23 protein-coding genes, 1 tRNA gene and 1 pseudogene are annotated in these 20,965 nt (G+C 63.4%); 10 read left to right on the forward strand and 15 right to left on the reverse strand.

The window, feature by feature from the left end; translation table 11 throughout:
• Positions 1 to 23: 23 nt before the first annotated feature.
• The 5 genes from fdhE (at position 24) to ACQ4WP_RS13685 (ending at position 5,422) form a co-directional block, all read left to right on the forward strand.
• Entirely contained in the window at positions 24 to 1,079 is a 1,056-nt protein-coding gene (gene fdhE / locus ACQ4WP_RS13665) for a formate dehydrogenase accessory protein FdhE (protein ID WP_436521405.1), read from the forward strand.
• Positions 1,076 to 2,485 (forward strand): L-seryl-tRNA(Sec) selenium transferase, encoded by a 1,410-nt coding sequence (selA, locus tag ACQ4WP_RS13670; RefSeq protein ID WP_436521407.1) that lies wholly within the window; start codon positions 1,076 to 1,078, stop codon positions 2,483 to 2,485. The genes fdhE and selA overlap by 4 nt, the downstream gene beginning before the upstream one ends.
• Entirely contained in the window at positions 2,482 to 4,437 is a 1,956-nt protein-coding gene (gene selB / locus ACQ4WP_RS13675; RefSeq protein ID WP_436521409.1) for a selenocysteine-specific translation elongation factor, read from the forward strand. The genes selA and selB overlap by 4 nt, the downstream gene beginning before the upstream one ends.
• Before the next feature lie 19 nt (positions 4,438 to 4,456).
• Positions 4,457 to 4,552 (forward strand) — tRNA-Sec (locus ACQ4WP_RS13680).
• Positions 4,553 to 4,708: 156 nt separating this feature from the next.
• Complete coding sequence (locus tag ACQ4WP_RS13685; protein WP_436521411.1) at positions 4,709 to 5,422, forward strand: substrate-binding periplasmic protein; 714 nt, start codon at positions 4,709 to 4,711, stop codon at positions 5,420 to 5,422.
• Positions 5,423 to 5,432: 10 nt separating this feature from the next.
• Here the strand turns inward: ACQ4WP_RS13685 and ACQ4WP_RS13690 are convergent, their stop codons facing one another.
• The 7 genes from ACQ4WP_RS13690 to fur form a co-directional block, all read right to left on the reverse strand.
• A complete protein-coding gene (locus tag ACQ4WP_RS13690) occupies positions 5,433 to 6,173 on the reverse strand; it encodes a GGDEF domain-containing protein (RefSeq protein WP_436521413.1) in 741 nt (246 codons plus the stop codon).
• Positions 6,174 to 6,176: 3 nt separating this feature from the next.
• Complete coding sequence (locus ACQ4WP_RS13695; RefSeq protein WP_436521415.1) at positions 6,177 to 6,575, reverse strand: DUF1987 domain-containing protein; 399 nt, start codon at positions 6,573 to 6,575, stop codon at positions 6,177 to 6,179.
• A gap of 22 nt (positions 6,576 to 6,597) precedes the next feature.
• Positions 6,598 to 7,155, reverse strand: coding sequence for a SiaB family protein kinase (locus tag ACQ4WP_RS13700; RefSeq protein WP_034756676.1), 558 nt, complete (start codon positions 7,153 to 7,155; stop codon positions 6,598 to 6,600).
• 65 nt (positions 7,156 to 7,220) lie between these two features.
• A complete protein-coding gene (locus tag ACQ4WP_RS13705) occupies positions 7,221 to 8,366 on the reverse strand; it encodes a SpoIIE family protein phosphatase (RefSeq protein ID WP_436521676.1) in 1,146 nt (381 codons plus the stop codon).
• A 240-nt stretch (positions 8,367 to 8,606) separates the two neighbouring features.
• On the reverse strand, positions 8,607 to 9,230 hold the full coding sequence (locus ACQ4WP_RS13710) for an NAD(P)H-dependent oxidoreductase (protein WP_436521417.1): 624 nt from the start codon (positions 9,228 to 9,230) through the stop codon (positions 8,607 to 8,609).
• A 26-nt stretch (positions 9,231 to 9,256) separates the two neighbouring features.
• The gene (locus ACQ4WP_RS13715; protein WP_436521419.1) at positions 9,257 to 9,622 is read right to left on the reverse strand and encodes a MerR family transcriptional regulator; all 366 of its coding nucleotides are present in this window, start codon (positions 9,620 to 9,622) and stop codon (positions 9,257 to 9,259) included.
• A 69-nt stretch (positions 9,623 to 9,691) separates the two neighbouring features.
• Positions 9,692 to 10,129, reverse strand: a complete 438-nt coding sequence (gene fur, locus ACQ4WP_RS13720) for a ferric iron uptake transcriptional regulator (RefSeq protein WP_152258217.1) — start codon at positions 10,127 to 10,129, stop codon at positions 9,692 to 9,694.
• Between the two features lie 267 nt (positions 10,130 to 10,396).
• On the opposite strand from fur, the pseudogene ACQ4WP_RS13725 reads away from it, so the two are divergent.
• The 3 genes and pseudogenes from ACQ4WP_RS13725 to ACQ4WP_RS13735 form a co-directional block, all read left to right on the forward strand.
• Positions 10,397 to 10,546 (forward strand): annotated as a pseudogene (locus ACQ4WP_RS13725) (helix-turn-helix domain-containing protein); the annotation flags it as partial.
• A gap of 136 nt (positions 10,547 to 10,682) precedes the next feature.
• On the forward strand, positions 10,683 to 11,171 hold the full coding sequence (locus ACQ4WP_RS13730; protein ID WP_436521421.1) for a LysR substrate-binding domain-containing protein: 489 nt from the start codon (positions 10,683 to 10,685) through the stop codon (positions 11,169 to 11,171).
• 71 nt (positions 11,172 to 11,242) lie between these two features.
• Complete coding sequence (locus ACQ4WP_RS13735) at positions 11,243 to 11,860, forward strand: OmpW/AlkL family protein (RefSeq protein WP_436521423.1); 618 nt, start codon at positions 11,243 to 11,245, stop codon at positions 11,858 to 11,860.
• A gap of 91 nt (positions 11,861 to 11,951) precedes the next feature.
• Here the strand turns inward: ACQ4WP_RS13735 and ACQ4WP_RS13740 are convergent, their stop codons facing one another.
• From ACQ4WP_RS13740 to ACQ4WP_RS13765, 6 genes are all read right to left on the reverse strand, one after another.
• Positions 11,952 to 12,779: a MetQ/NlpA family ABC transporter substrate-binding protein gene (locus tag ACQ4WP_RS13740; protein ID WP_436521425.1), complete on the reverse strand. Its 828-nt coding sequence runs from the start codon at positions 12,777 to 12,779 to the stop codon at positions 11,952 to 11,954.
• Between the two features lie 25 nt (positions 12,780 to 12,804).
• Positions 12,805 to 13,479 (reverse strand): methionine ABC transporter permease, encoded by a 675-nt coding sequence (locus ACQ4WP_RS13745; RefSeq protein WP_436521427.1) that lies wholly within the window; start codon positions 13,477 to 13,479, stop codon positions 12,805 to 12,807.
• Entirely contained in the window at positions 13,472 to 14,281 is an 810-nt protein-coding gene (locus ACQ4WP_RS13750; RefSeq protein WP_436521429.1) for a methionine ABC transporter ATP-binding protein, read from the reverse strand. The genes ACQ4WP_RS13745 and ACQ4WP_RS13750 overlap by 8 nt, the downstream gene beginning before the upstream one ends.
• Before the next feature lie 324 nt (positions 14,282 to 14,605).
• Positions 14,606 to 15,064 (reverse strand): YbaN family protein, encoded by a 459-nt coding sequence (locus ACQ4WP_RS13755; RefSeq protein ID WP_436521431.1) that lies wholly within the window; start codon positions 15,062 to 15,064, stop codon positions 14,606 to 14,608.
• Positions 15,064 to 15,258 (reverse strand): hypothetical protein, encoded by a 195-nt coding sequence (locus tag ACQ4WP_RS13760; RefSeq protein WP_436521433.1) that lies wholly within the window; start codon positions 15,256 to 15,258, stop codon positions 15,064 to 15,066. The genes ACQ4WP_RS13755 and ACQ4WP_RS13760 overlap by 1 nt, the downstream gene beginning before the upstream one ends.
• Positions 15,259 to 15,267: 9 nt before the next feature.
• Entirely contained in the window at positions 15,268 to 15,507 is a 240-nt protein-coding gene (locus tag ACQ4WP_RS13765; protein WP_436521435.1) for a hypothetical protein, read from the reverse strand.
• Positions 15,508 to 15,533: 26 nt separating this feature from the next.
• Here ACQ4WP_RS13765 and ACQ4WP_RS13770 point away from each other — a divergent pair, with 26 nt between their 5' ends.
• The gene (locus tag ACQ4WP_RS13770) at positions 15,534 to 16,100 is read left to right on the forward strand and encodes a YceI family protein (protein WP_436521437.1); all 567 of its coding nucleotides are present in this window, start codon (positions 15,534 to 15,536) and stop codon (positions 16,098 to 16,100) included.
• A 145-nt stretch (positions 16,101 to 16,245) separates the two neighbouring features.
• Here the strand turns inward: ACQ4WP_RS13770 and ACQ4WP_RS13775 are convergent, their stop codons facing one another.
• Both ACQ4WP_RS13775 and ACQ4WP_RS13780 read right to left on the reverse strand, forming a co-directional pair.
• A complete protein-coding gene (locus ACQ4WP_RS13775) occupies positions 16,246 to 18,054 on the reverse strand; it encodes an NAD(P)-binding domain-containing protein (RefSeq protein ID WP_436521439.1) in 1,809 nt (602 codons plus the stop codon).
• A gap of 143 nt (positions 18,055 to 18,197) precedes the next feature.
• The gene (locus ACQ4WP_RS13780; RefSeq protein WP_436521441.1) at positions 18,198 to 19,349 is read right to left on the reverse strand and encodes a sigma-54-dependent Fis family transcriptional regulator; all 1,152 of its coding nucleotides are present in this window, start codon (positions 19,347 to 19,349) and stop codon (positions 18,198 to 18,200) included.
• Positions 19,350 to 19,575: 226 nt separating this feature from the next.
• Between ACQ4WP_RS13780 and ACQ4WP_RS13785 the strand changes: the two genes are divergently transcribed.
• Positions 19,576 to 20,904, forward strand: a complete 1,329-nt coding sequence (locus ACQ4WP_RS13785) for a serine hydrolase domain-containing protein (protein ID WP_436521443.1) — start codon at positions 19,576 to 19,578, stop codon at positions 20,902 to 20,904.
• Positions 20,905 to 20,965: the final 61 nt, after the last annotated feature.

Below are 20,965 nucleotides of genomic sequence, written 5' to 3' on the forward strand. Positions count from 1 at the left end.
CTTTTTTTGATGGGAAAACTCCATTGGTACAACGCATTCTTCAACCAGGCGAAATCGAAGGCCTGGACCACAACGCGATTCCGCGCCTGCTGCTGCCGCAGCCTGACAGCCTGTTCACGGCGCGCGCCTTGCGCTTGCGCGAACTGGCGCAAGGCAACATCAAGGGCATCCCCGTCGACGCGGGCATGCAGGGCTACCTGGTGCTGATGGCCGCGCTGGCCGATGCGCAGGCCGCCGTGGTGGGCAAGCTGGCGCCCGGCGCCGTGCCTGCCGCCGACCCCGACGCGTTGCGCCGCGCCATCCAGCACCGCATGCCCGTGCTGCCCGTCAGCGGCGCCCGTCCACCTGTCTGGCGCGACATCTTTGCCAGCCTGCTCGATGAGCTGGCTGCCACGGCGGCCAGCCAGCCGGCCCTGTCCGGCGGCCTGACGCAGGTGCTGGCCCAGCTGCGCGCGCTCGACGCGTCGGCGCTGGACGCCTGCGCTGACGCCGTGCTCGATGAAAACGGCGACAACCTCAATCCCATGCACGCGCCGTTCGTCGCGGCCGCGCTGCAAATCCTGTGGTCGGTGTCGGCCAGCGAACTGCGCGCTGCGCGCGTGCCAGACCTGGAAACGGGTACCTTGTGCCCCGTTTGCGGTTCGCACCCCGTCGCCAGCGTGATCCGCATCGGCGGCCAGTCGCAGGGGTATCGCTACCTGCACTGCGGCATTTGCGAAAGCGAATGGCATATGGTGCGCGTGAAGTGCTCGACCTGCGAACAGAATGGCAAGATCGCCTACCAGGGCCTGGACGCGGCCGATGCAAAGCCGTTCGACCCGGTGGCGGCGAAGGACGACAAATTGCCCAACAAGGCGAATGATCCGAAAAAAGTGGCGCGCGCGGAAACCTGCGACGACTGCCATACTTATCGCAAGGTCTTCAACCAGGAGCACGATTACAACGTCGAGCCCCTGGCCGACGACCTGGCCAGCCTGATGCTCGACCTGCTGGTGGGTGAAGCGGGCTACCAGCGCGCCAGCGGCAATCCGCTGCTGTGGCTGGGGAAGAACGACAGCAGCGAGGGCCAGCAAGCATGACGACGGGGCAAACCGTGCGCTTGCCGTCGGTCGACCGCATCCTGGGCGACGCGGCTTGCCTAGCCCTGATTGCGCACTACGGCCGCGTGCAGACCCTGGCCTGCGCGCGCGCCGTGCTGGCCGAATTGCGCGCGGCCATGCTGGCCGGCGCAGTCTGCGAAGAGGGCGCATCGCTTGCCGCCATCGTCGCGCAAATGGCTGAACGGCTGCAATCGCAATCGCGCTCGCAGCTGCGCGCGGTGTTCAACCTGACGGGCACCGTGCTGCACACGAACCTGGGCCGCGCGCTGCTGCCCGACGCCGCCGTGCAAGCCGTGGTGGAAGCGCTGCAGTGGCCGATGAACCTGGAATTCGACCTGGAAACGGGCAAGCGGGGCGACCGCGACGACCTGGTCGAGGAATTGCTGCGCGAACTGACGGGGGCCGAAGCGGCTACCATCGTCAACAACAATGCGGCCGCCGTGCTGCTGATGTTGAATACCCTGGCGCAGAATAAAGAGGTGATTGTCTCGCGCGGGGAACTGGTGGAAATCGGCGGCGCCTTCCGCATTCCCGACGTGATGACGCGCGCCGGCGCCGTGCTGCGTGAAGTGGGCAGCACCAACCGCACGCACCTGGCCGATTACGCGAACGGGATCAACGAGCAGACCAGCCTGCTGATGAAGGTTCATTGCAGCAATTACGCGATCACCGGTTTCACGAAAAGCGTGGAACTCGACGAGCTCGTGCCGCTGGCGGCAAAACACGGCGTGCCGACGGCGGTGGATCTGGGCAGCGGTACCCTGGTCGACCTGGCCCAATATGGCTTGCCGCATGAAACGACGGTGCACGAAACCATAGCAGCGGGCGCCGACCTGGTGACCTTCAGCGGCGATAAATTGCTGGGCGGGCCGCAATGCGGCGTCATCGTCGGACGCGCCGATTTGATCGCGAAGATCAAGCGCAATCCATTGAAACGCGCACTGCGGGTCGGCAAGCTGACCCTGGCCGCTTTGGCCCCCGTGCTGCAGTTGTACCGCGCGCCGGACTTGCTGGCCGAACGTCTGACCACCTTGCGTTTGCTGACGCGCCCGGCGGCTGCCATGCGCGCGCAGGCGCAAACCCTGCTGCCGCTGCTGCAAGGCGCGCTGGGCATGCAGTACGTGGTGACGGCGGAAGCCATGAAAAGCCAGATTGGCAGCGGCGCCTTGCCCGTCGACCAGCTGCCCAGCTTTGGCTTGGGCGTCCGCAGCGCGCCCGGCTCGCGCCTGAGCAATCCATTGGGAACGCTGGAGCAGCGCCTGCGCGCCTTGCCGTGTCCCGTGATCGGGCGCATCGGGCAAGATACCTTGTGGCTCGATTTGCGTTGCCTGGAAGCGGCGCAGCAAACGGCCTTCATCGCGCAGCTCGCCGAGTTGTCCGCATGATCGTCGGCACCGCAGGCCATATCGACCATGGCAAGACGACGCTCACGCGCGCGCTGACGGGCGTGCACACGGACCGGCTGAAGGAAGAGCAGGCGCGCGGCATTTCGATTGAACTCGGTTATGCCTATCTGCCGCTGGCGGACGGCACTGTGCTGGGCGTGATCGACGTGCCCGGCCACGAAAAATTCATCCGCACCATGGCTTCCGGCGTGACGGGCATCGACTTTGCCCTGCTGGTGGTGGCTGCCGACGATGGCATCATGCCGCAGACGCACGAGCACCTGGCCATTTTGCAGCTGCTGGGGGTGACGCGGGGCGCCGTGGCGCTGACCAAGATCGACCGCGCCGATAGCGCCCGCGTGGCGCAGGTGAAAATGGACATCGAGGCGCTGCTTTCCGGCACGCCGCTGGCGGGCAGCCCCATCTTCCCCACGGCCGCCAGCCAGGAAAATGATCCTGGTGTGGCAGCCTTGCTGGCGCACCTGACGCAGGTGTCGCGCAGCCTGCCGCGGCGCGATGAACGGCGCTTGTTCCGCCTGGGCGTAGACCGCGTGTTCACCTTGTCCGGACAGGGCACCATCGTCACCGGCACGGCGCTGGCAGGACGCGCACAGGTGGGCGACATGCTGCGACTGGCACCCGGTGGCGCGCAGGCGCGCGTGCGCAGCATCCATGCGCAAAACCGCGCGGCCGAGACGGGCATGGCGGGCCAGCGCCTGGCGCTGAACCTGGCCGGCATCGACCGCGAACGCATTGAACGGGGCAACTGGATTGTCGCGCCGGAGCTGGCGCAATGTTCCGAGCGCCTCGACGTGGAACTGACTTTGCTGCCCGACGCCGGCGTGCAATTGAAAGCCTGGTCGCCGCTGCACGTGCATCTGGGCGCTGCGCACCAGCTGGCGCGCGCCGTCATGCTCGATGGCGAGAGCCTGTCGCCGGGGCAGACGGGCAGGGTACAGCTGGTGTTCGACGCCCCCATGCACGGCGTGCCCGGCGACCGCTTCGTCGTGCGCAATGCGCAAGCGACGCAGACGGTGGGTGGCGGCATGGTGCTCGATCCGTTCGGTCCCGCGCGCAAGCGCCGCAGCCCGGCCAGGCTTGCCTGGCTCGATGCCCTGGCCGCTTTTGTCGCGCAGGGCGATTATGCGGCCCTGCTGGCGCAAAGCCCGCTGGGTTTGCGCGAGTCGCTGCTGGTGCGCCTGTCGCTGCTGCCTGCGGCCGCCATCGCGCTGCCGCCCGATACGCGGCGCATCGCCCTGCGCGGCGGCGACGCCCTGCTGCTGGCGCCGGCGGCACAGGCCGCGCTGGAAGAGAGGGTGCTGGCCGCATTGGAAGCCTTCCACGTGCGCGCGCCCGACGAGGCGGGGCCGGAACTGTGGCGCCTGAAGCGCATCGTCGACGCCGAGATGGAAGACGCCTTGTGGAGTCACCTGGTCGAAGGCTTGCTGGCGCAGGGCAGCGTGCTGGCGCGCGGCGCCAGCCTGCACTTGCCGGCGCACAGCGTGGAACTGACGCCGCAGGAGCACGCGGTGGCCGAGCCCTTGCTGGCCACCTTGGAGCAGGGGCGTTCCGATCCGCCCTGGACGCGCGACCTGGCGCGCGACTCCGGCCTGGCCGAGGACGAAACGCGCCGGCTGTTGCGCAAACTTGCCAAGGCTGGGCAGATCAGCCAGGTGGTGCACGACCTGTTTTATCACCAGGCGGCGCTGGCCGAGCTGGCGCAACTGGTGCGGGAACTGGCGCAAAAAGCAGAAGAGGACGGCGGCTTGCCGGCTGGCAATGGCGCCGTGGGCGCCGCCACCTTCCGCGACGCCAGCGGTCTGGGCCGCAAGCGGGCGATCCAGGTCTTGGAATTCTTTGACCGTGTCGGTTATACTCGCCGTGTTGGCAATGGGCATCTATTACGCCCGCAGGCGCTGTGGTCCTATAGTGCAGCCTTGCCCAACAGCTAAGTATTAGCTCAGGCACCGCGGAAAGCACACTCATCCGGTGATGTGGCCGGGCTTCAAACCCGGTGGAGGGCGTCAGACGTTCTCCCGTAGGTTCGACTCCTACTGTTTTCCGCCAGTTATTCTTCCCCTTTTCCCCTGCATGGTGATCGTCCCGGCCTTGGCCTGTTGCCACGTTGCGGAAAATAAATGGTGTAGTTGACAATATGCGGCGATGCTGGCACGGGCCGATGGTAACATCGGTTTGAATCCCCTGTAGCAGATGAAAGCAAGCATGAAACAAGCAAGCATGGCATGGCTGCTGGCAGTGGTGCTGCTGATGCCGGCGCTGGCCGCGGCGGCAGGTCTGCGTATCGTTGGCGAGCACTTGCCGCCATCGAGCATGATGGAAGGCAATGTCGTCGTGGGACGCGAAACCACGAAGGTGCGCCAGATCATGGCGCGCGCCGGTCTTGCCTACAGTATCGAATTGCTGCCGTGGAAGCGCGCGTATGCGCAGGCGCTGCGCGAGCGTGATACCTGCATCTTTTCCACCACGCGCACGCAAGAGCGCGAAGCGCAATTTCGCTGGATCGGCCCCCTCAACGAAGCGGAGTGGATACTGTATGGCCTGGCCGAGCGGCATCTGACGCTGCGCACGCTAGCCGATGCGCGCGGCCTGGTGATCGGCACGGTGCTGGGCGACGCGCGCGATGACTATCTGCGCCAGCATGGCCTGAGCGTGGCGCCCGTGACGCAGGAGTGGCTCAATCCGCAAAAACTGCTGCTCGGGCGCATCGATCTGTGGGCCGTGGGCATGGCGGTGGGCAGCAAGCCGTTTGCCGGCAAGGAGTGGGAGGGCAAGGTGGTGCCGCTGCTGACCTTCAACCGCGTGCAGACTTACCTGGCCTGTAACCTCAAGGTGCCCGAGGCGCAGGTGGCGGCCATGCAGCGCGCGGCAGCCGCCATGCGCCGTGACGGCAGCATGGCGCGCGAGCATACCCGCTAGCTCCCCCGCTTCAGCTTTCCAGCCACTGGCGCACGCAGTTGCGTCCTTCGCGCTTGGCCTGGTACAGGGCCTGGTCGGCATGGCTGTAGGCCGTCTCAAAGGCCGTGCCGGCGCGGTTCCAGCTCAGGCCCACGCTGACGGTGACGGGACGCGTGATGGGCGCCGCATGGCGTTGGCGGCCGACGCTCTCGCAGATGCGCTGCGCCACTGTCGCCGCGTCGTCGCGCGAGGAGGTGGGCCAGACCACGGAAAACTCTTCACCGCCCACCCGCCCGATGGCCGTCTCCTGTCCCAGCAGTCCCTTCAGGCAGTCGACCACGGCCTGGATCACGCCGTCGCCGGCCGGGTGGCCGAAATCGTCGTTGACCTGCTTGAACAGATCGATGTCGAGCACGATCAGCGCCATGTCGCCCTGCGCCAGGCAGCGCGAGGCATGGTCGATCACGGCGCCGCGGTTCAGGGCGCCCGTCAGCGGGTCGTGCGTGGCGCGGTATTCGAGCTGGCCGGCCAGGGTTTGCAACTGGCGGTTCAGCAAATGCATGTCGCGCTCGGCGCGGTCGCTGCGGCCGATCAGGCGCCGCGTCTCGCGCATCAGCCGCTCGTAGTGGACGATCAGTTCACCGAGCACGCGGCGTTGCGCCTCGCCGCTGGCATGGACGTCGGCGTGCATGCGGCGTGCGGCAGCCAGCGCCGCCGCTTCCACGGTGAACAGGTCGGGTTCGAGGCCGGACTCGGAGATGGCGGCGCGCATGCCCTAGCTGCCCTGCACGGGATGGTCGCGGAAGTCCAGCGCCGTAAAGTCCTGCTGCAGCTCCTGGCCGAATTCCAGGATGGTGTCGTCGTCCTCGTCGTGGTACCAGTTCAGGCGCACCTGGTTGCCGTCCACAGCCGCCTGGTTCAGGGTGTCGAACAGGGTAAACAGCATCTTCGTACTGGAGCTGTTGAAGTAGGCCAGCGAGACGTTGACGGTGATGGCGCTCTCGCGGCAGCCTTCCAGGTAGGCGCGCACGGCGGCGATCAGCGGGCCATAGAAGGCGGCCGCGTTTTCCGGATATGACTCGCCCTTGATCGACAGGGTGTGCAGCTCGAAACGGAAGTCGATTTCGGGCGAACTCGGAGTCGCGGCGATGAACAGTGGTGGCGGTAATTGCATATGCTTTCCTGAGTCGGCTCTTTCAAATGATGGCTTTGATGCAGAAGATGGTGTGGCCCGGCTCCTGGGGATCCTGGACGAATTCGAATTCCAGCGGCTCGCTGGCGTCGCGCGCCATGGTGAGGAAACCCAGGCCCGCGCCCTTGCTGTCGGCCGGCGCTTCCTCGCGCAGGGCCTTTTTATACGCCAGGCGGATTTCTTCCATCGTCATGGTGTGTAGCGGTTCCAGGCGGGCGCGGATTTGCGCCACGTTGTCGGTCGAGACAGGGTTGGCGCACAGCAGAAAAAAGCTGTCGCCGCGCGTGCCGATGCAGAATGAGCCGCGCCGCATCTGCTGGTCCAGCTGCGCGTCGGGCGTCAGGCTGTCGGCGGAATAATGCATGATGTTTTGCGACATCTCGATGAACGAGGAAAAGATGCGCCGCCGCGTGGGCCCTGCCGCACCGGCCGTGTCGAGGCGCGCCTTGATGGTTTCGGAAATGGCGTTCACCACGTGCTGCGAGAAATAGCCCACGTAAAAAAAGATGATGTTGCGCTTGCGCGCCACATCCCAAAACTCGTTGAATTCTTCGTACAGCACGTCCGTGCTCCTGGCTAGCCGGTGACCCGGTTTCTTGTTGATAAGGTGGCTCGATGGCGCCAAAACTACAGGCGGAAACAGAAAAAGGTCAGGTCGTCGCGGCGCGGCTGCGCTCCCTGCCAGGTGGCGCTATCCTGCAGCAGCGCCGCCGCCACGTCGCCGGCCCGCGCATCGCGTTGCGCCAGCAGCTGCTCGCGCATGCGCCGCTTGCCATAGGCGATGTCGCGCGCGCCGCCGATCTGGTCGAGCAAGCCGTCAGTGGTGATGAACAGCAGGCTGCCGGCGGGTATGGCTAGCGTCTCGTTGTGCCAGCAGTAGTCGGCCGGCGTATCGACATAGCCCACGCCCATGCGCGCGCCTTCGATGGCGCGCACGACCTCTTCGCCGGGCGCGACCACGTGCAGCGCCAGTTTCGCGCCGGCGAAACGCAGGCTGGCGCTGGCGTCGTCATGGCACAGGAAGGCGCAATCCATGCCGTCGTTCGAACCGGCGTGGCCGCTGCCGGCGCCGTCCTGGCCGAGCAAAGTCTTGATGGCGCGGCTGACGGCGCCGATCAGGGCGGCCGGATCGTGCGGCCCCAGCTCGCGCAGGGCCTGGCTCAGGGCCGACGAGGCGATCAGGGTCATGAAGGCGCCCGGCACGCCGTGGCCCGTGCAGTCGGCGATGGCGGCGAACCAGCCGCCTGCGTGGCGCTCGAAGAAGTAAAAATCGCCTCCGACCACGTCGCGCGGCTGCCATTCCAGGTGGGCGTCGGGCAGGGTGGCGCGCAGTTCCGCATCGGAGGTGCGCAGCAGGGCGCGCTGGATCACGCTGGCGTAATCGATGCTGTGCATGATTTGCCGGTTCTTTTCCGCCTGCATGGTGGCTACCACGTTCATCAGCTGCAAGCCGAAGCCCACGCCGGCCAGCGCGCCATCCTCGGTGATGATGAAGCCGTCGGCCAGGGCCTTTTCGCCCGCTTCCACGGCGCGGAAGGTGAGGTCTTCGATGCTCATGGCACCGTCGACGATCAGCGGCTCCTTGTCCATGAATGCGATGCAGCTCTTCTTGCCGTACACCTCGTGGTAGAAGGGTTTGGACATCTGCGACATGAAGATATTGCGGCTGATCAAGCCGATGGGCTTCTGCTGCTCCGTGACGGGCAAACTCATCATATCGCGTCGTTCCGTGAACAGTTCCAGTACGGCGAAATTGCTGGCGTCGGCCTGCACCGATTCCGTGGGTATGCACAGATCAAACGCCACGGACGTGCGATAACGGGGAAGATGCAATCGAGAAGCGTTGAACTCCACAGCGGTTACCTTTACATGACGATCGGACCCTTGTTGTCGCGACGGCAAGGCGACTGACAAACAGGCAATATCATCATGGTAGCCTTTGAATATGACGGCTTGATTACCAGCTTGTCAAAACCGTATGCAAGATGGCTGCATGGCAAGCCGTTGCCGGGCCTACAGGCGCCGGGCCAGCGCCTGCGCCTGTTCCAGCCAGCGCGCCCGCTGCGCTTCGGTGGAATCGATCATGGGGCCAAAGCTGGCCACTTTGACCGGCTTGACGCCGCAAAATTCCAGGGTCGTCTTGCGCAGCTGGTGAATGCCGGGCATGTGGTAGACCCAGCGGAAATACCAGGGCGGCGTGTCCATCGTCACCAGCAGCTGCGCCGTGCGGCCTTTCAGCAGCTGGGCCGGGAAAGCCTTGCCCGGACGGTACTTGAAGGCGTAGCCGGGCAGGAAGACGCGGTCGACAAAGCCTTTCAGCAGGGCCGGCGCGCCGCCCCACCAGATGGGGTAGGCGAACACCAGGTGCTCGGCCCAGCTGATGGCTTCCTGCGCCGCCAGCAAGTCCGCTTCCAGCGGCTGTACCTGGCGGTAGCCTTCGTGCAGGATGGGGTCGAAGTCCAGCTGGCCCAGGCGCAGTTCGCGCACGCTGTGGCCTGCGCTGCGGGCCGTGGCGGCGTAGGCCTCGGCCAGGGCGGCGCAGAAACTGTCGCTGGACGGGTGGCCGAGGAGGATTAAAATGCGCTTGGGTGTCGTCTTGGTCATGATGCAGGCTTTCCAGTAAAGAGCAGCTTGCATGCTAAAGCCTGTCCCTAGTGGCAGAGTCAAGCGGCCGTTTGAAGGCGCTGGTGTGCCAGGCAGTCGCGGATTTCCGTGTCGATGTCGGCCAATTGCGCGTCGAGCCGGCGCAGGCGGGCGATATCCTGCTGCACTTGCGCGCGCTTGGCGGCGATATGCCGGGACAGGGCGGCCCAGTCGGTGTCGTCGCCGGCCAGGATGGGCAGCAGTTCGGCCAGGCGGAAACCCAGGGCCTGCGCCTGGCGTATGAGTCTGACTTGCGCCAGGTCTTGCTGCGTGTAGACGCGGTAGGCGCCGGAACGGCGCACGTCGCCCAGCAAGCCCAGCGTTTCATAGTGGCGCAAGGCCTTGGGCGAGGTGCCCGCCAGGCGGGCGATTTCTCCGATGTACATGGGTGATCCTTTCTCAAGCTTGAGCGAATCTTACCCCAAGGCACTGGCGCCCAGGCGGCCCAAGCGCCTTCAGGCGCGGCGCGGCGGAATTTTCTTCGCCGTGCACTCGGCACAGGTGCCGTACAGCGACAGCGCGTGCTCGTGCAGCACGAAACCCCGCTCGGCGGCGATTTCATTCTGGCGCAGTTCGATGCCTTCATCGACGAATTCGTCGACCTTGCCGCAACCGGTGCAGACCAGGTGATCGTGGTGCTGGCCTTCATTGAGCTCGAAGACGGCATGGCCCGATTCGAAATGCCGGCGAAACAGGATGCCCGCTTCGGCAAACTGCATCAGCACGCGGTAGATGGTGGCCAGACCCACGTCGATTTTTTCAGCCAGCAAGAGTTTGTAGACATCGTCCGCACTCAGGTGCTTGATCGTGCCTTCTTGAAACAGCTGCAGAATCCGCAAGCGGGGGATGGTCACTTTCAAGCCCGATTCACGCAGTTCCCTCAATATATCCATGTCTCCCATTCCTTTTATGATCGCCTGAGCGTGCGCTTAAGCGTGAACCTGCATTATATCGCAAATGATAATCATTACTATTCTCATGTGCGAACTGCAAGCATTATCCTGCGCGGGCAGGCGGCGATCCAGTGACATCGGCGCAAGTGACGATTGCGTGACGGGCAACTTGTGTCAGGGTTATGGGGACAATGGAAAAATGATGCTCAAATCGCTACACTGTGCAGCAGACAATAACAATGGAGGGGCATGGACCGATTTGCTGCGATGCGTCTGCTTACCCGGATCGTCGAGTTACGCAGTTTCACGCAGGCGGCACATGACCTTGCTTATCCGAAGGCGACCGTCACGCATGCGATCAAACAGCTCGAAGCGCGATTGCGCGTGCGCCTGCTGCAGCGGACCACGCGGCAAGTCACGCCCACGCCCGATCAAGCTGCGCATCGACTTGCACGCGACCTTGGCCATGCATTTCGTCATGCCCGTGCTGGATCAGTTCTGTGCCGCTATCCCTTGATCGAACTGGAATTCGGCATGGGCGACTGCCTCGTCCATGCTGGCGCGCCGGCTGGCGCTGCTGGAACAGGTGACGTGCGCCAGCCCCGCCTACCTGGCCGCGCACGGCACGCCGGAGAATCTGGCGCAGCTCGATGGCCACCGCGCCGTGAATTTCTTTTCCGCCCAGACGGGCAAGGTCTGGCCCTTCGATTTCAAGGTGGCAGGACAGCGGCACAGCGTGGCCTTGCCGGGCAGCGTGTCCGTCAACAATGCCGACGCGTATCACGCCTGCCGCCGAGTGGGCCTGGGCTTGATCCAGGCGCCCCGCCACCACCTGGAGCAGGCGCTGGCCACCGGCGAGCTGGTGGAAGTGCTGGGGGCCGTGCGTCCCGGCCCCTTGCCCGTGTCCGTGCTGTATCCCATCACCGGCAATTGTCGCCGCGCGTGCGCGTGTTTGCCGAGCGGCTTAATTTTGCAATGCCGCATTTTCTTGACCTGGGCAAAGAAAAAAATCCCTCTAGTGATGCCATCTAGCACTATTTGATGTGGATCAAAGTTTTTGTTGCACTGCACTCATAGACTTCGCAGCGTTACTTAACGACAGAGGAAAACATAATGAAAACGTCCGCAACTGCAGCAGCAATCGTTTTGGCCGCCATCGGCGCATTCGCCGGCAATGCAATGGCTCAGGAAAGCCCATGGCTGGTGCGCGCCCGCGCCGTGCATATCGATCCCGCCAACAAATCCACGCCGGTCTTGGGCGCTGGCGCATCGGACACGATACATGTCAGCAGCAAGACGATTCCTGAAATCGATATTTCGTATTTCTTCACCCCGAACATCGCTGCCGAGCTGATCCTGACGTATCCGCAAAAGCATGACGTCACCTTGGGTGGCAAAAATATCGGCACATTCAAGCATCTGCCGCCGACCCTGTCGCTGCAATACCACTTCATGCCGGAAAAACAGTTCAGCCCATACGTGGGTGCAGGCGTGAACTACACGAATATTTCGAGCGTGAAACTGCTGGATGGCGCTGGCCGCCTGGAGCACGACAGCTGGGGCTTCTCGCTGCAAGCCGGTGTCGATTACAAGCTGGATAAAAACTGGTCGCTGAACTTCGACATCAAGAAAGTACAGATCCGCAGCGACGTATTCGTCGGCGCCGACAAGGCCAGCGAAGTCAAGATCGACCCTGTCCTGATCGGCGTAGGCGTCGGCTATCGCTTCTAAGCATTGCGTGACAGCGCCTGCGTGGCGCGCAGAATAAAAAAGGACGGCCGGGTTTGCACCTGACCGTCCTTTTTGCATTGCCTGCGCCGGTTTATTTTTTCAGCGTCTTTTCCAGCGCCAGCTGGTAGTCCGTCTTTTCGTAGCCGGCCAGGTATTTGTTCGTTGCGTCGAGGAAGGCGCGCGAACGGTAGGCCGCTTCCAGGTCCTTGACCCATGGCTTGGCCTTGTCGGCCGTGCGGATGGCCACCAGGTTGATATAGCTGTCCGAGATCTTTTCCACGCTCAGGGCTGACGTCAGCTTCATGCCGGCAGCCAGGGCGAAGTTGCCGTTCACAAAAGCGTAGTCGGCGTCCGCCAGCGAACGTGGCAGCTGCGCCGCTTCCAGTGGCACCAGTTTCAGCTTCTTCGGGTTTTCCAGCACGTCGCGCTCGGAAGCGCGCAGCGGATCGACGTTCGGTTTGAGCTTGATCCAGCCCATCTTGGCCAGCATCACCAGCGCGCGCGCCTGGTTGGTCGGATCGTTCGGCATGGTGATGGTGGCGCCGTTCTTCACTTCGGCCAAGGACTTTTGCTTGCCGCCGTACAGGCCTATCGGCATGGTCGGCACGGTGATCAATGAGCTCAATGGCAGCTTGTTATCGGTGGCGAACTTGGTCAGATAGACGATGTGCTGGAACACGTTGGCGTCCAGCGAACCTTCGGCCAGCGCGTAGTTCGGCTGCACGTAGTCGTTGAATTCAACGATCCTGACCTTGTAGCCCTGTTTTTCCAGGATAGGCTTGATGCCCAGCTTCAGCTGGTCCGAATACGGGCCGGAGCTGGTGCCGATGACGAGTTCTTTCGGGTCCTTGGCGTGGGCAGCGGTGGCGAAGGCCAGGCTGGTGGCGGCCAGGAGCAGGGTGCGGCGAAGGTGGTTCATGTAGGTCCTTGTTTCTGAAGATGAATTAACGTTTGTCGAGGCGCTTGGCGATGCGTGTGCCGGCGAACTGGATGGTTTGCACCAGCACGATCAGGATGGCCACGGTGACGACCATGATGTCTGTCTCGAAGCGGTAGTAGCCGTAGCGGATGGCCAGGTCGCCGATGCCGCCGCCGCCCACCACGCCGGCTACGGCCGAATACGACAGGAAGCTGATCGACAACACGGTCAGCGCCAGCACCAGGCCGGAGCGCGCTTCGACCAGCAGCACGCGGAAAATGATCTGCATTTCCGACGCGCCCATGGCATGCGCCGCCTCGATCACGCCGCGCGGCACTTCGCGCAGGTTCTGTTCCATCAGGCGCGCCAGGTAGGGAATGGCGGCGAACGACAGCGGCACGGCAGCCGCCAGCGGGCCGATCGAGGTGCCCGCGATGATGCGCGTAAACGGCGTCAGGGCGACCAGCAAGATGATGAAGGGGAAGCTGCGTACGGTATTCACCAGCCAGCCCAAAATCGTCGACAGCGGACGGTTTTCCAGCGACTGGCCTTCCGAGACGAGGAATAGCACAATGCCCAGCGGGCCGCCGATCAGGATGGCGGCGCTCAATCCTATGCCCAGCATCGCCATGGTCTGGCCCAGCGCCACCCAGATTTCCGGCAGCAGCTTGATGACGTTATTGATCGATTCTTCAAACATGTGTTGCATCCTTCCATGCGGTGGCTTCAAACGCCTCGGTGCCGTAATACGCCAGCTCGCGTCCCAGCGCCGTCTTGCGCGGGGTGGCCGTGTCGCTCAAATCGAATTGTTCGGCGATGGCGCCGTTTTCCACGACGGCCACGCGGTTGCAGATGGTGCCCAGCACCGACAGTTCATGGCTGACGATGACGATGGTCACACCCAGGCGCGCATTGATGTCGCGCAAAGTGTCGAGCAGGGCGCGCGTGGTTTCCGCGTCCAGCGCGGACGTCGGCTCGTCGCACAGCAGCACGTCGGGATGGCTGGCCAGGGCGCGGGCAATCGCCACGCGTTGTTTCTGCCCGCCGGACAATTGCGCCGGATAGCTGTGCAGCTTGTCGGACAAACCCACGAGGGCCAGGCATTCCTCGACGCGGGCGGCGATTTGCTCGCCCTTGGTCGTGCCATGGATTTTCAAGGGGAAGGCGACGTTGTCGAAGACGCTGGCGTTTTGCAGCAAATTGAATTGCTGGAAAATCATGCCGATGTTCTGGCGCGCGTCGCGCAATTCGCTCTTGCCCAGGCGTGTCAATTCGCGCCCGGCCACGGTAATGGTGCCGCTGTCGGGACGCTCCAGCAGGTTAATCAGGCGCAGCAAGGTCGATTTGCCGGCGCCGCTCTTGCCGATCAGGCCGAAAATATCACCGGGATAGACTTCCAGCGTGACCGATTTGACCGCGTGGAATTGTTCGCCCTTGGGCAGCGCGAAGGTCTTGTTCGCGCCGTCGATGCGAATCACCGGCGTACGGTGTGGTGTGGTCATGCAGTGTTTCCTTTTTTATTGGACCGTGACAGGCTTGCTTGCAGGGGCCAAATCGCCCAGCCTGTTACGTCGGTTGCGTAGTATACCTCCGATCGTGTTATTACTCCTACGACAGAATCTTGCTTTGAATATGCAAATAATGTCTATGCGTCTGTTTTCAAGTTGTAAAAGCGGGAAAGTCGCGTTCTTGCCGAATTTAATCGCGTGGGCTGGCGTGGCGGAGCCGAATCCTGGTGAGAAGTTCGACGCGCCCCGCGCAGGCATCACGGTGTTTTTATGTGAAGTTCGGCTGACTTGCCGTTTTTTCGACGCGGGAAGGGCCGGTTACTGCTTGCCATTGCCCTCTTCGCGGGCAGATTCTGCTCCGCTGGCGGCAGGGCCTTCGGGACGCCGCAACAGGTAGATGAGGACGGCGATTTCCATGGCGCCTACCATGGCGATGACCCACCACGGCGGATGGCCCAGGCACATGGCGACAAAGCCGATGGCCATGCCCAGGCAAGCCATGGCCTTGCCGCGCCGCGAGACGGCACGGTGTTCGCGCCACTGGCGCAGCGACGGGCCGAAGCGGGGATGCTGCAGCAGCCAGTGCTCCAGGCGCGGCGAGGCGCGGCTGAAGCAGGCCAGGGCGAGGATCAGGAAAATCGTCGTCGGCATGACGGGCAGCACGGCGCCGATGATCCCCAGCAGCACCATCAGGGCGCCAGCGGCGGTCCAGGCCCAGCGGCGCAGGCGCACGCCGTGCGCTTCGCGCAGGGGGGCCTGGGCGTGCGGTTCCGGCATCAGGCGAAGGCGCCGGCTGTCAGGTCCAGGCTGCGGGACTGGGTGGTGGTGGTGTACGCGTTCACTGTGCTCGTATCGTGGCGGGTGGCCGTCATGGTTTTTCTGCTCTGTTTCTGCTCTATTATGGTTGAATCAAGGCGGCGCTGCATGCCCGCCAGGGCAGCGATGATAACCATCTCACAGGATAATAACAAGAATCATTCTCATTTAATGCAATATCTGAGAACCTGGATAACGCTGGATATTTTTGACAATGCAGATAATAATCGGCAGCAGAAGGCGCTGTCACGGCCAGTATCGTCGTTATTATCGATTTTATCGATGCTAACTAGGTATATTTTCCGTTTTACATCGATCTTCATGCCATGCATAATCCATTGCAACTGAAGCCAGACAATCAGCCCCAGGCGCCGTTCGCCTGCAGCTGCTTGCGGTTTTGACATCCTCCACTTTTTGTTAGGAACCTACAATGAAAAAACTGCTCGCTTTTATCGCCGCCGCCGGCTTCTCGCTGTCCGCCGTTGCCGCTCCTGAAGTCTATGTCATCGATGGCAGCCACACTTTCCCCCGTTTCGAGTACACCCACATGGGTTTCTCGACGCAGCAAAGCCGTTTCAATAACACCACCGGCAAGGTCACGCTGGACCGCGCCGCCAAGACGGGCGCCGTCGAAGTGCTGATCGACACCAAATCCGTCGATACGGGTTCGACCCTGTTCAACTCGCACATCCAGGGCGATGGTTTCCTTGAAACTGACAAGTTCCCGGTCGCCATCTACAAATCGACCAAGTTCAATTTCGACGGCGACAAGCTGGCCTCCGTCGACGGCAACCTGACCCTGAAAGGCGTGACCAAGCCAGTCACCCTGACCGTCACCTCGTTCGCCTGCGCACCGCACCCGATGCTGAAGAAAGACGCTTGCGGCGCCAACGCCGCGGCCAAAATCAAGCGCTCGGAATTTAACGCTGGCAAATATGCGCCAGCCGTCAGCGATGATGTGACTTTGACTTTTGCTATCGAAGCGATCAAGCAATAAACTGCTGGGGTCAGTCACTGCGTGATTGGAATGTTCCCCATTGGGTAACATTCCCCCGGCGGGTCTGACCCCACATTTTCGCTGCAACGTAAAAATGGCGGAGGACTTCAGTCCGCCGCCATTTTTTTCGTCTCTACACAGTGGTTCAGGACAGGTGATGCACCTGCTGCTGTCCATACACGGGGGTAGTCAAGCCTTCCATGCGCGCCTTCAGCTGCAGCGACAAGTACTGCGAATAGTGGCGCGACTGGTGCAGGTTACCGCCGTGGAACCACAAGGCTTGCTGCTGCGTAGGCTTCCACATATTGCGCTGCTCGCCCTCCCACGGGCCCGGGTCCTTCGTCGTGGCGGAACCCAGTCCCCATACCTTGCCCACCTTGTTGGCCACTTCGGGCGAGATCAGGTCGGCCGCCCAGCCATTCATGGAGCCGTAGCCGGTGGCGTACACCACCAGGTCGGCCGGCAGTTCCGTGCCGTCGGACAGCACGATGGAATGGGCATTCAGTTCCTGCACGCCGACGCCGCTTTTCAGCTTGATCTTGCCATCGGCGACCAGCTCGGAGGCACCCACGTCGATGTAGTAGCCGGAGCCGCGGCGCAGGTATTTCATGAACAGGCCGGAATCGTCATCGCCGAAATCGAGCATGAAGCCCCGTTCTTCCAGGCGCGCATAAAAGTCCGCGTCGCGCTCGCGGATGGCCTTGAAGACGGGTTTCTGGAAGTCGGCCAGGATTTTATAGGGGATCGAGGCGAACGTCAGGTCGGCCTTGGCCGTCGTCATGCCGGCCGCCAGCGCCCGTTCCGAATACAGGTCGCCCAGCGCCAGGTCCATCAGCGAGTCGGACTTGACGATGTGCGTCGACGAGCGCTGCACCATGGTCACGTCCACGCCCGCTTCCCACAGGGCGGCGCAGATATCGTGCGCGGAATTGTTCGCGCCGACCACCACCACCTTCTTGCCCACATACGCGTCCGGCCCCGGATGCTGCGACGAGTGCTGCTGCTCGCCCTGGAATACGTCCATGCCCTTGAACTTCGGCATGTTCGCCTTACCCGACATGCCCGTGGCCAGCACCAGCTGCTTCGGCTTCAGGGTGACGGGCTGGCCGTCGCGAAGCACTTGCACCGTCCACTCGCCGGTGGCGTCATCAAAGCTGGCCGATTCGCATGACGTCGAACCCCAGTAGTTCAGCTCCATCACTTTGGTGTACATCTCCAGCCAGTCGCCGACCTTGTCCTTCGGCGTGAAGACGGGCCAGTTGTCAGGGAATGGAATATACGGCATGTGGTCGTACCAGACGGGGTCGTGCAGGCACAGCGATTTGTAGCGCTTGCGCCAGCTGTCGCCCGGGCGCGCATTTTTCTCGATGATGATGGTGGGGACGTTCAACTGGCGCAGCCGCGCGCCCAACGCGATGCCGCCCTGGCCGCCGCCGATGATGACGCAGTAGGGCTGGCGCGCGTAGCCCAGTTCCGCTGCTTCGCGCTCGCGGTTTTCCAGCCAGCTGCTGCGATCCGTGCGCGCGCCATGTTCCGCGCCCATGGGCCGCCGGCCGCCCTTGGCTTCTTCAAAACCCTTCAATTCGCTCATGGTGGTGAGCAGGGTCCAGATCTTGCCGTCACGGATGCGGATGAAGCCCACGCCGCGCGCCACGTTCGTCTCCACCGTGATCCAGCTTTGCAGCACGCCACCGGCTTCCACCGTATGTTCGCCGTCGGCGATGCGGATGAAAACTGGCTGCACGGCGCCCAATTGGGCGGCCAGCATGGCGGCGATCTGTTCGCGGCCTTCCAGGGTTTTCAGGTTCCAGGTAAACAGCACCAAGTCGCGCCAGTAGCCGTCCTGTTCGAACAGTTGCGCGGCGCCCGTGCTGTCGCTGGCGCGCAGCGCGCCTTCGAGCTGCTCCAGGATGCCGGCCACGGCCAGGTCGTGCGGGTTACTATCGGTTTGCATCGTGTCTCCTCCAAGTCTGCTGACTTTATGATGGGATGCGGCTGTGTTGCCGCTGACGATGTTGTAACACTGGCGTTCTGGCCCCGCATCCCGCAGCGCAGCATGGCGGCGATTGAGACGGAAGTCTCAGCTTTTTCTGCTGCTTACTGCCGGTGCGGCGGCGCGATGTGCAGCTGCTTGAGGCGTCGGTACAGGGTGGCGCGCGAGATGCCCAGCATGGCCGCCGCTTGCAGCGGACGCCATTTGGCGGCGTTCATGGCGTGGACGATGCGCGTGCGCTCGGCCTGTTCCTGCGGCGTGTATGCCAGCACATTTGGCGTGCCTTGCGCAACAGCTACCTCGCGTGTGGCGCGCGGGCGCACGCTGGCCTGGCGCAGCGGCGCGCGCACGCGGGCGTGTAGCCAGGTGCTGCCGCCGGCCAGGCGCAAGGACAGCAGATTGTGTCCCGCGCGCGCATCGAACAGCCGTTCGGCGCGCACTTCCAGCACCTCGGCGACGGGACGCGGCAGGCTATCGAGGCCCCCGATGACGTCGCGCGCGCAGCGGTTGGCGGCGACGACGTTGCCATGTTCGTCGATGGCGAGCAGCATCTCCGGCTGCACTTCCACAAAGTGGCGGTTGCGATGCGCCAGCAGGATGCAGCAATGGCTGTAGGACTTGAGAAAAAAGCCGTCCTCGATCAGGGTCGCGCCTTGCCGCACCAGCTGCTTCACCAGGCGCTGGCTGTCGCGCGCGTCGGGCGAACTCAGTGCCGACGCATCGAGCACGCCGATCAGGTTGCCGTGCGGCGAAAAAATGGGCGCCGCGCTGCAGGTCAGGCCCGTGAACGCGGCGCGGAAATGGTCGGTCTTGTGCACGGTGATGGCTTCGTGGTCGAGCAGCACGGAGGCGATGCCGCAGGTGCCTTCCTCTTCTTCGGACCAGCACGAACCCGGATACAGGCCCGCCTTCTTGAAATCCTTGCGCTGATCCGTGTCGACCACGTAGTCGATCGTCACGCCGCGCGCATTGGCCAGGATGACGCAGTAGCCCGCTTCGCGCACCATGGCGTGCAGGCGCGGCAGGCACTGGCCCGTGGAGCGCAGAAAATCTTCTTCGGACTGCTGGATGGCGCGCAGTTCTGCGCCCGTCAGGATGCGCGGCCCCGTGGTGGAGGCGGGATCGAGCCGGTAGTCGTCCAGCGAGCGCCGGTACGACGAGGCCAGCCTGGCCATGTCGGCTCCTGGATTGACGATACGGCCGGCGATCAGGTCGCGCACGCGGTCGATATGGCTGGTCTGGCGGACGTAGGGCATGGCGCTCTCCAGTGTCGCATGTCTGGTGTTTATGGTGTTTTCGTTTGTAGCACGAAGCGCGGGACCGCGCATCCTGCGCTGCAGCATGGCGCGCGGGTGAGACGTTAGTCTCAGCGCGTGGCCCGCACAATAGGATGCCGTAGAACAAGATAAAAAGTTTCTCTGTTAGCATTCATCGCATGAAGTGAGTGCCGCTGCCGGCGCCAGCCACGACAGGAGAATATGCATGAAGACACTGCCACAAACCCGCCGCCTGGCTTTGGCCGCCGCCTGCCTGGCGCTGGCCGCCGGCGCCCACGCGGCCGAGACGACGGCGCCGCTGTCATCCGCCACCAGCGACCCGGCTGCATTGAAATGGATGGTGGGCGCGCCGCCGCCGGCCGATAAAATCATCCGCTTCGACGATGGCAGCTATTTCAATTTCCCCCAGCTGCGCTGGAGCGTGTCGCACTTCCGCCAGTTGATGCCGACGGTGGAGGTGGCGCGCGGCTTGAAAGCGCCCGTGCCTTTGCCGCGCGCGCTGCGCAAGGATATCGACAGCCTGCGCTTCACGCCTTTGGGCGCGAAGGACGCGATGACCTGGGAGCAGTCGCTGGGCGCCAACTACACGGATGGCATCGTGGTGCTGCACCGGGGCCGCATCGTGTATGAACGTTACCTTGGCGTGCTGAAGGACAGTGGCCAGCATGGCGCCATGTCGGTGACGAAGTCCGTGGTGGGCACCATCGGCGCGGCCCTGGTGGCCGAAGGCAAGCTCGATCCGAACAAGAAAGTGGCCGAGTATGTGCCGGAACTGGCCAGGTCGGCGTTTGGCGACGCCACCGTGCGCCAGGTGCTCGACATGACCACGGGCCTGAAATTCAGCGAAGATTACGCGGACCCAAAAGCGGAAGTGTGGCAGCACGCCGCAGCTGGCAGCCCGCTGCCCAAGTCCAAGGATTACACAGGGCCGCGCAGCTATTTCGAGTATCTGCAAACGGTGCAGCACGAGGGCAGGCATGGCGAGGCGTTCGGCTACCGCACCGTCAACTCCGACGTGCTGGGATGGATCATCGCCCGCGTCACGGGGCAGAACGTCAACGCGTATCTGTCTGAGCATATCTGGCAGAAGCTGGGCGCCGAGCAGGATGCCTACATGACGGTCGATTCGACCGGCACGCCGTTTGCCGGCGGCGGCTTGAATGCGGGCTTGCGCGACCTGGCCCGCTTCGGCGAGATGCTGCGCAACGATGGCCGCTACAACGGCCAGCAGATTTTGCCCAAGGCGGCTGTCGACGATATCCGCCGCGGCGGCGACAAGCAGCTGTTTGCCAAGGCTGGCTATGATTTGCTCAAGGGCTGGAGCTACCGCGACATGTGGTGGGTCACGCATAACGACCATGGCGCCTACATGGCGCGCGGCGTGTACGGCCAGCGCATTTATGTCGACCCGAAGGCGGAAATGGTGATCGTGCGTTTTGCGTCGACGCCGACGGCGGCCAATGCGGCGAACGATCCGACCACCACACCGGCCTTCGAAGCGCTGGGCAAGCTGCTGCTGGCCAAGCCGAAGTAAGCTGCCGGGCTGGCCCGTGCCAGCCGTGCGGCGGAACAGGCACAACTGCAATAGACTATTC

It is taken from the genome of Janthinobacterium lyxosi (assembly GCF_051380665.1).
Classification (GTDB): domain Bacteria; phylum Pseudomonadota; class Gammaproteobacteria; order Burkholderiales; family Burkholderiaceae_D; genus Janthinobacterium.

What these genes read in the sequence shown, in the direction of transcription:
- ACQ4WP_RS13690 (WP_436521413.1), bottom strand. Translation starts at nt 6,173, where the DNA reads ATGCGCGCCGCCATCTCCGAGTCCGGCCTCGAACCCGACCTGTTCACC.
- ACQ4WP_RS13750 (WP_436521429.1), bottom strand. Translation starts at nt 14,281, where the DNA reads ATGACCACACCACACCGTACGCCGGTGATTCGCATCGACGGCGCGAAC.
- ACQ4WP_RS13710 (WP_436521417.1), bottom strand. Translation starts at nt 9,230, where the DNA reads ATGCAAGCTGCTCTTTACTGGAAAGCCTGCATCATGACCAAGACGACA.
- ACQ4WP_RS13785 (WP_436521443.1), top strand. Translation starts at nt 19,576, where the DNA reads ATGAAGACACTGCCACAAACCCGCCGCCTGGCTTTGGCCGCCGCCTGC.
- ACQ4WP_RS13745 (WP_436521427.1), bottom strand. Translation starts at nt 13,479, where the DNA reads ATGTTTGAAGAATCGATCAATAACGTCATCAAGCTGCTGCCGGAAATC.
- ACQ4WP_RS13765 (WP_436521435.1), bottom strand. Translation starts at nt 15,507, where the DNA reads ATGTCAAAACCGCAAGCAGCTGCAGGCGAACGGCGCCTGGGGCTGATT.
- ACQ4WP_RS13735 (WP_436521423.1), top strand. Translation starts at nt 11,243, where the DNA reads ATGAAAACGTCCGCAACTGCAGCAGCAATCGTTTTGGCCGCCATCGGC.
- ACQ4WP_RS13775 (WP_436521439.1), bottom strand. Translation starts at nt 18,054, where the DNA reads ATGCAAACCGATAGTAACCCGCACGACCTGGCCGTGGCCGGCATCCTG.
- ACQ4WP_RS13695 (WP_436521415.1), bottom strand. Translation starts at nt 6,575, where the DNA reads ATGCAATTACCGCCACCACTGTTCATCGCCGCGACTCCGAGTTCGCCC.
- ACQ4WP_RS13715 (WP_436521419.1), bottom strand. Translation starts at nt 9,622, where the DNA reads ATGTACATCGGAGAAATCGCCCGCCTGGCGGGCACCTCGCCCAAGGCC.
- ACQ4WP_RS13740 (WP_436521425.1), bottom strand. Translation starts at nt 12,779, where the DNA reads ATGAACCACCTTCGCCGCACCCTGCTCCTGGCCGCCACCAGCCTGGCC.
- ACQ4WP_RS13755 (WP_436521431.1), bottom strand. Translation starts at nt 15,064, where the DNA reads ATGCCGGAACCGCACGCCCAGGCCCCCCTGCGCGAAGCGCACGGCGTG.
- fur (WP_152258217.1), bottom strand. Translation starts at nt 10,129, where the DNA reads ATGGATATATTGAGGGAACTGCGTGAATCGGGCTTGAAAGTGACCATC.
- selA (WP_436521407.1), top strand. Translation starts at nt 1,076, where the DNA reads ATGACGACGGGGCAAACCGTGCGCTTGCCGTCGGTCGACCGCATCCTG.
- selB (WP_436521409.1), top strand. Translation starts at nt 2,482, where the DNA reads ATGATCGTCGGCACCGCAGGCCATATCGACCATGGCAAGACGACGCTC.
- ACQ4WP_RS13780 (WP_436521441.1), bottom strand. Translation starts at nt 19,349, where the DNA reads ATGCCCTACGTCCGCCAGACCAGCCATATCGACCGCGTGCGCGACCTG.
- ACQ4WP_RS13730 (WP_436521421.1), top strand. Translation starts at nt 10,683, where the DNA reads ATGCTGGCGCGCCGGCTGGCGCTGCTGGAACAGGTGACGTGCGCCAGC.
- ACQ4WP_RS13685 (WP_436521411.1), top strand. Translation starts at nt 4,709, where the DNA reads ATGAAACAAGCAAGCATGGCATGGCTGCTGGCAGTGGTGCTGCTGATG.
- ACQ4WP_RS13770 (WP_436521437.1), top strand. Translation starts at nt 15,534, where the DNA reads ATGAAAAAACTGCTCGCTTTTATCGCCGCCGCCGGCTTCTCGCTGTCC.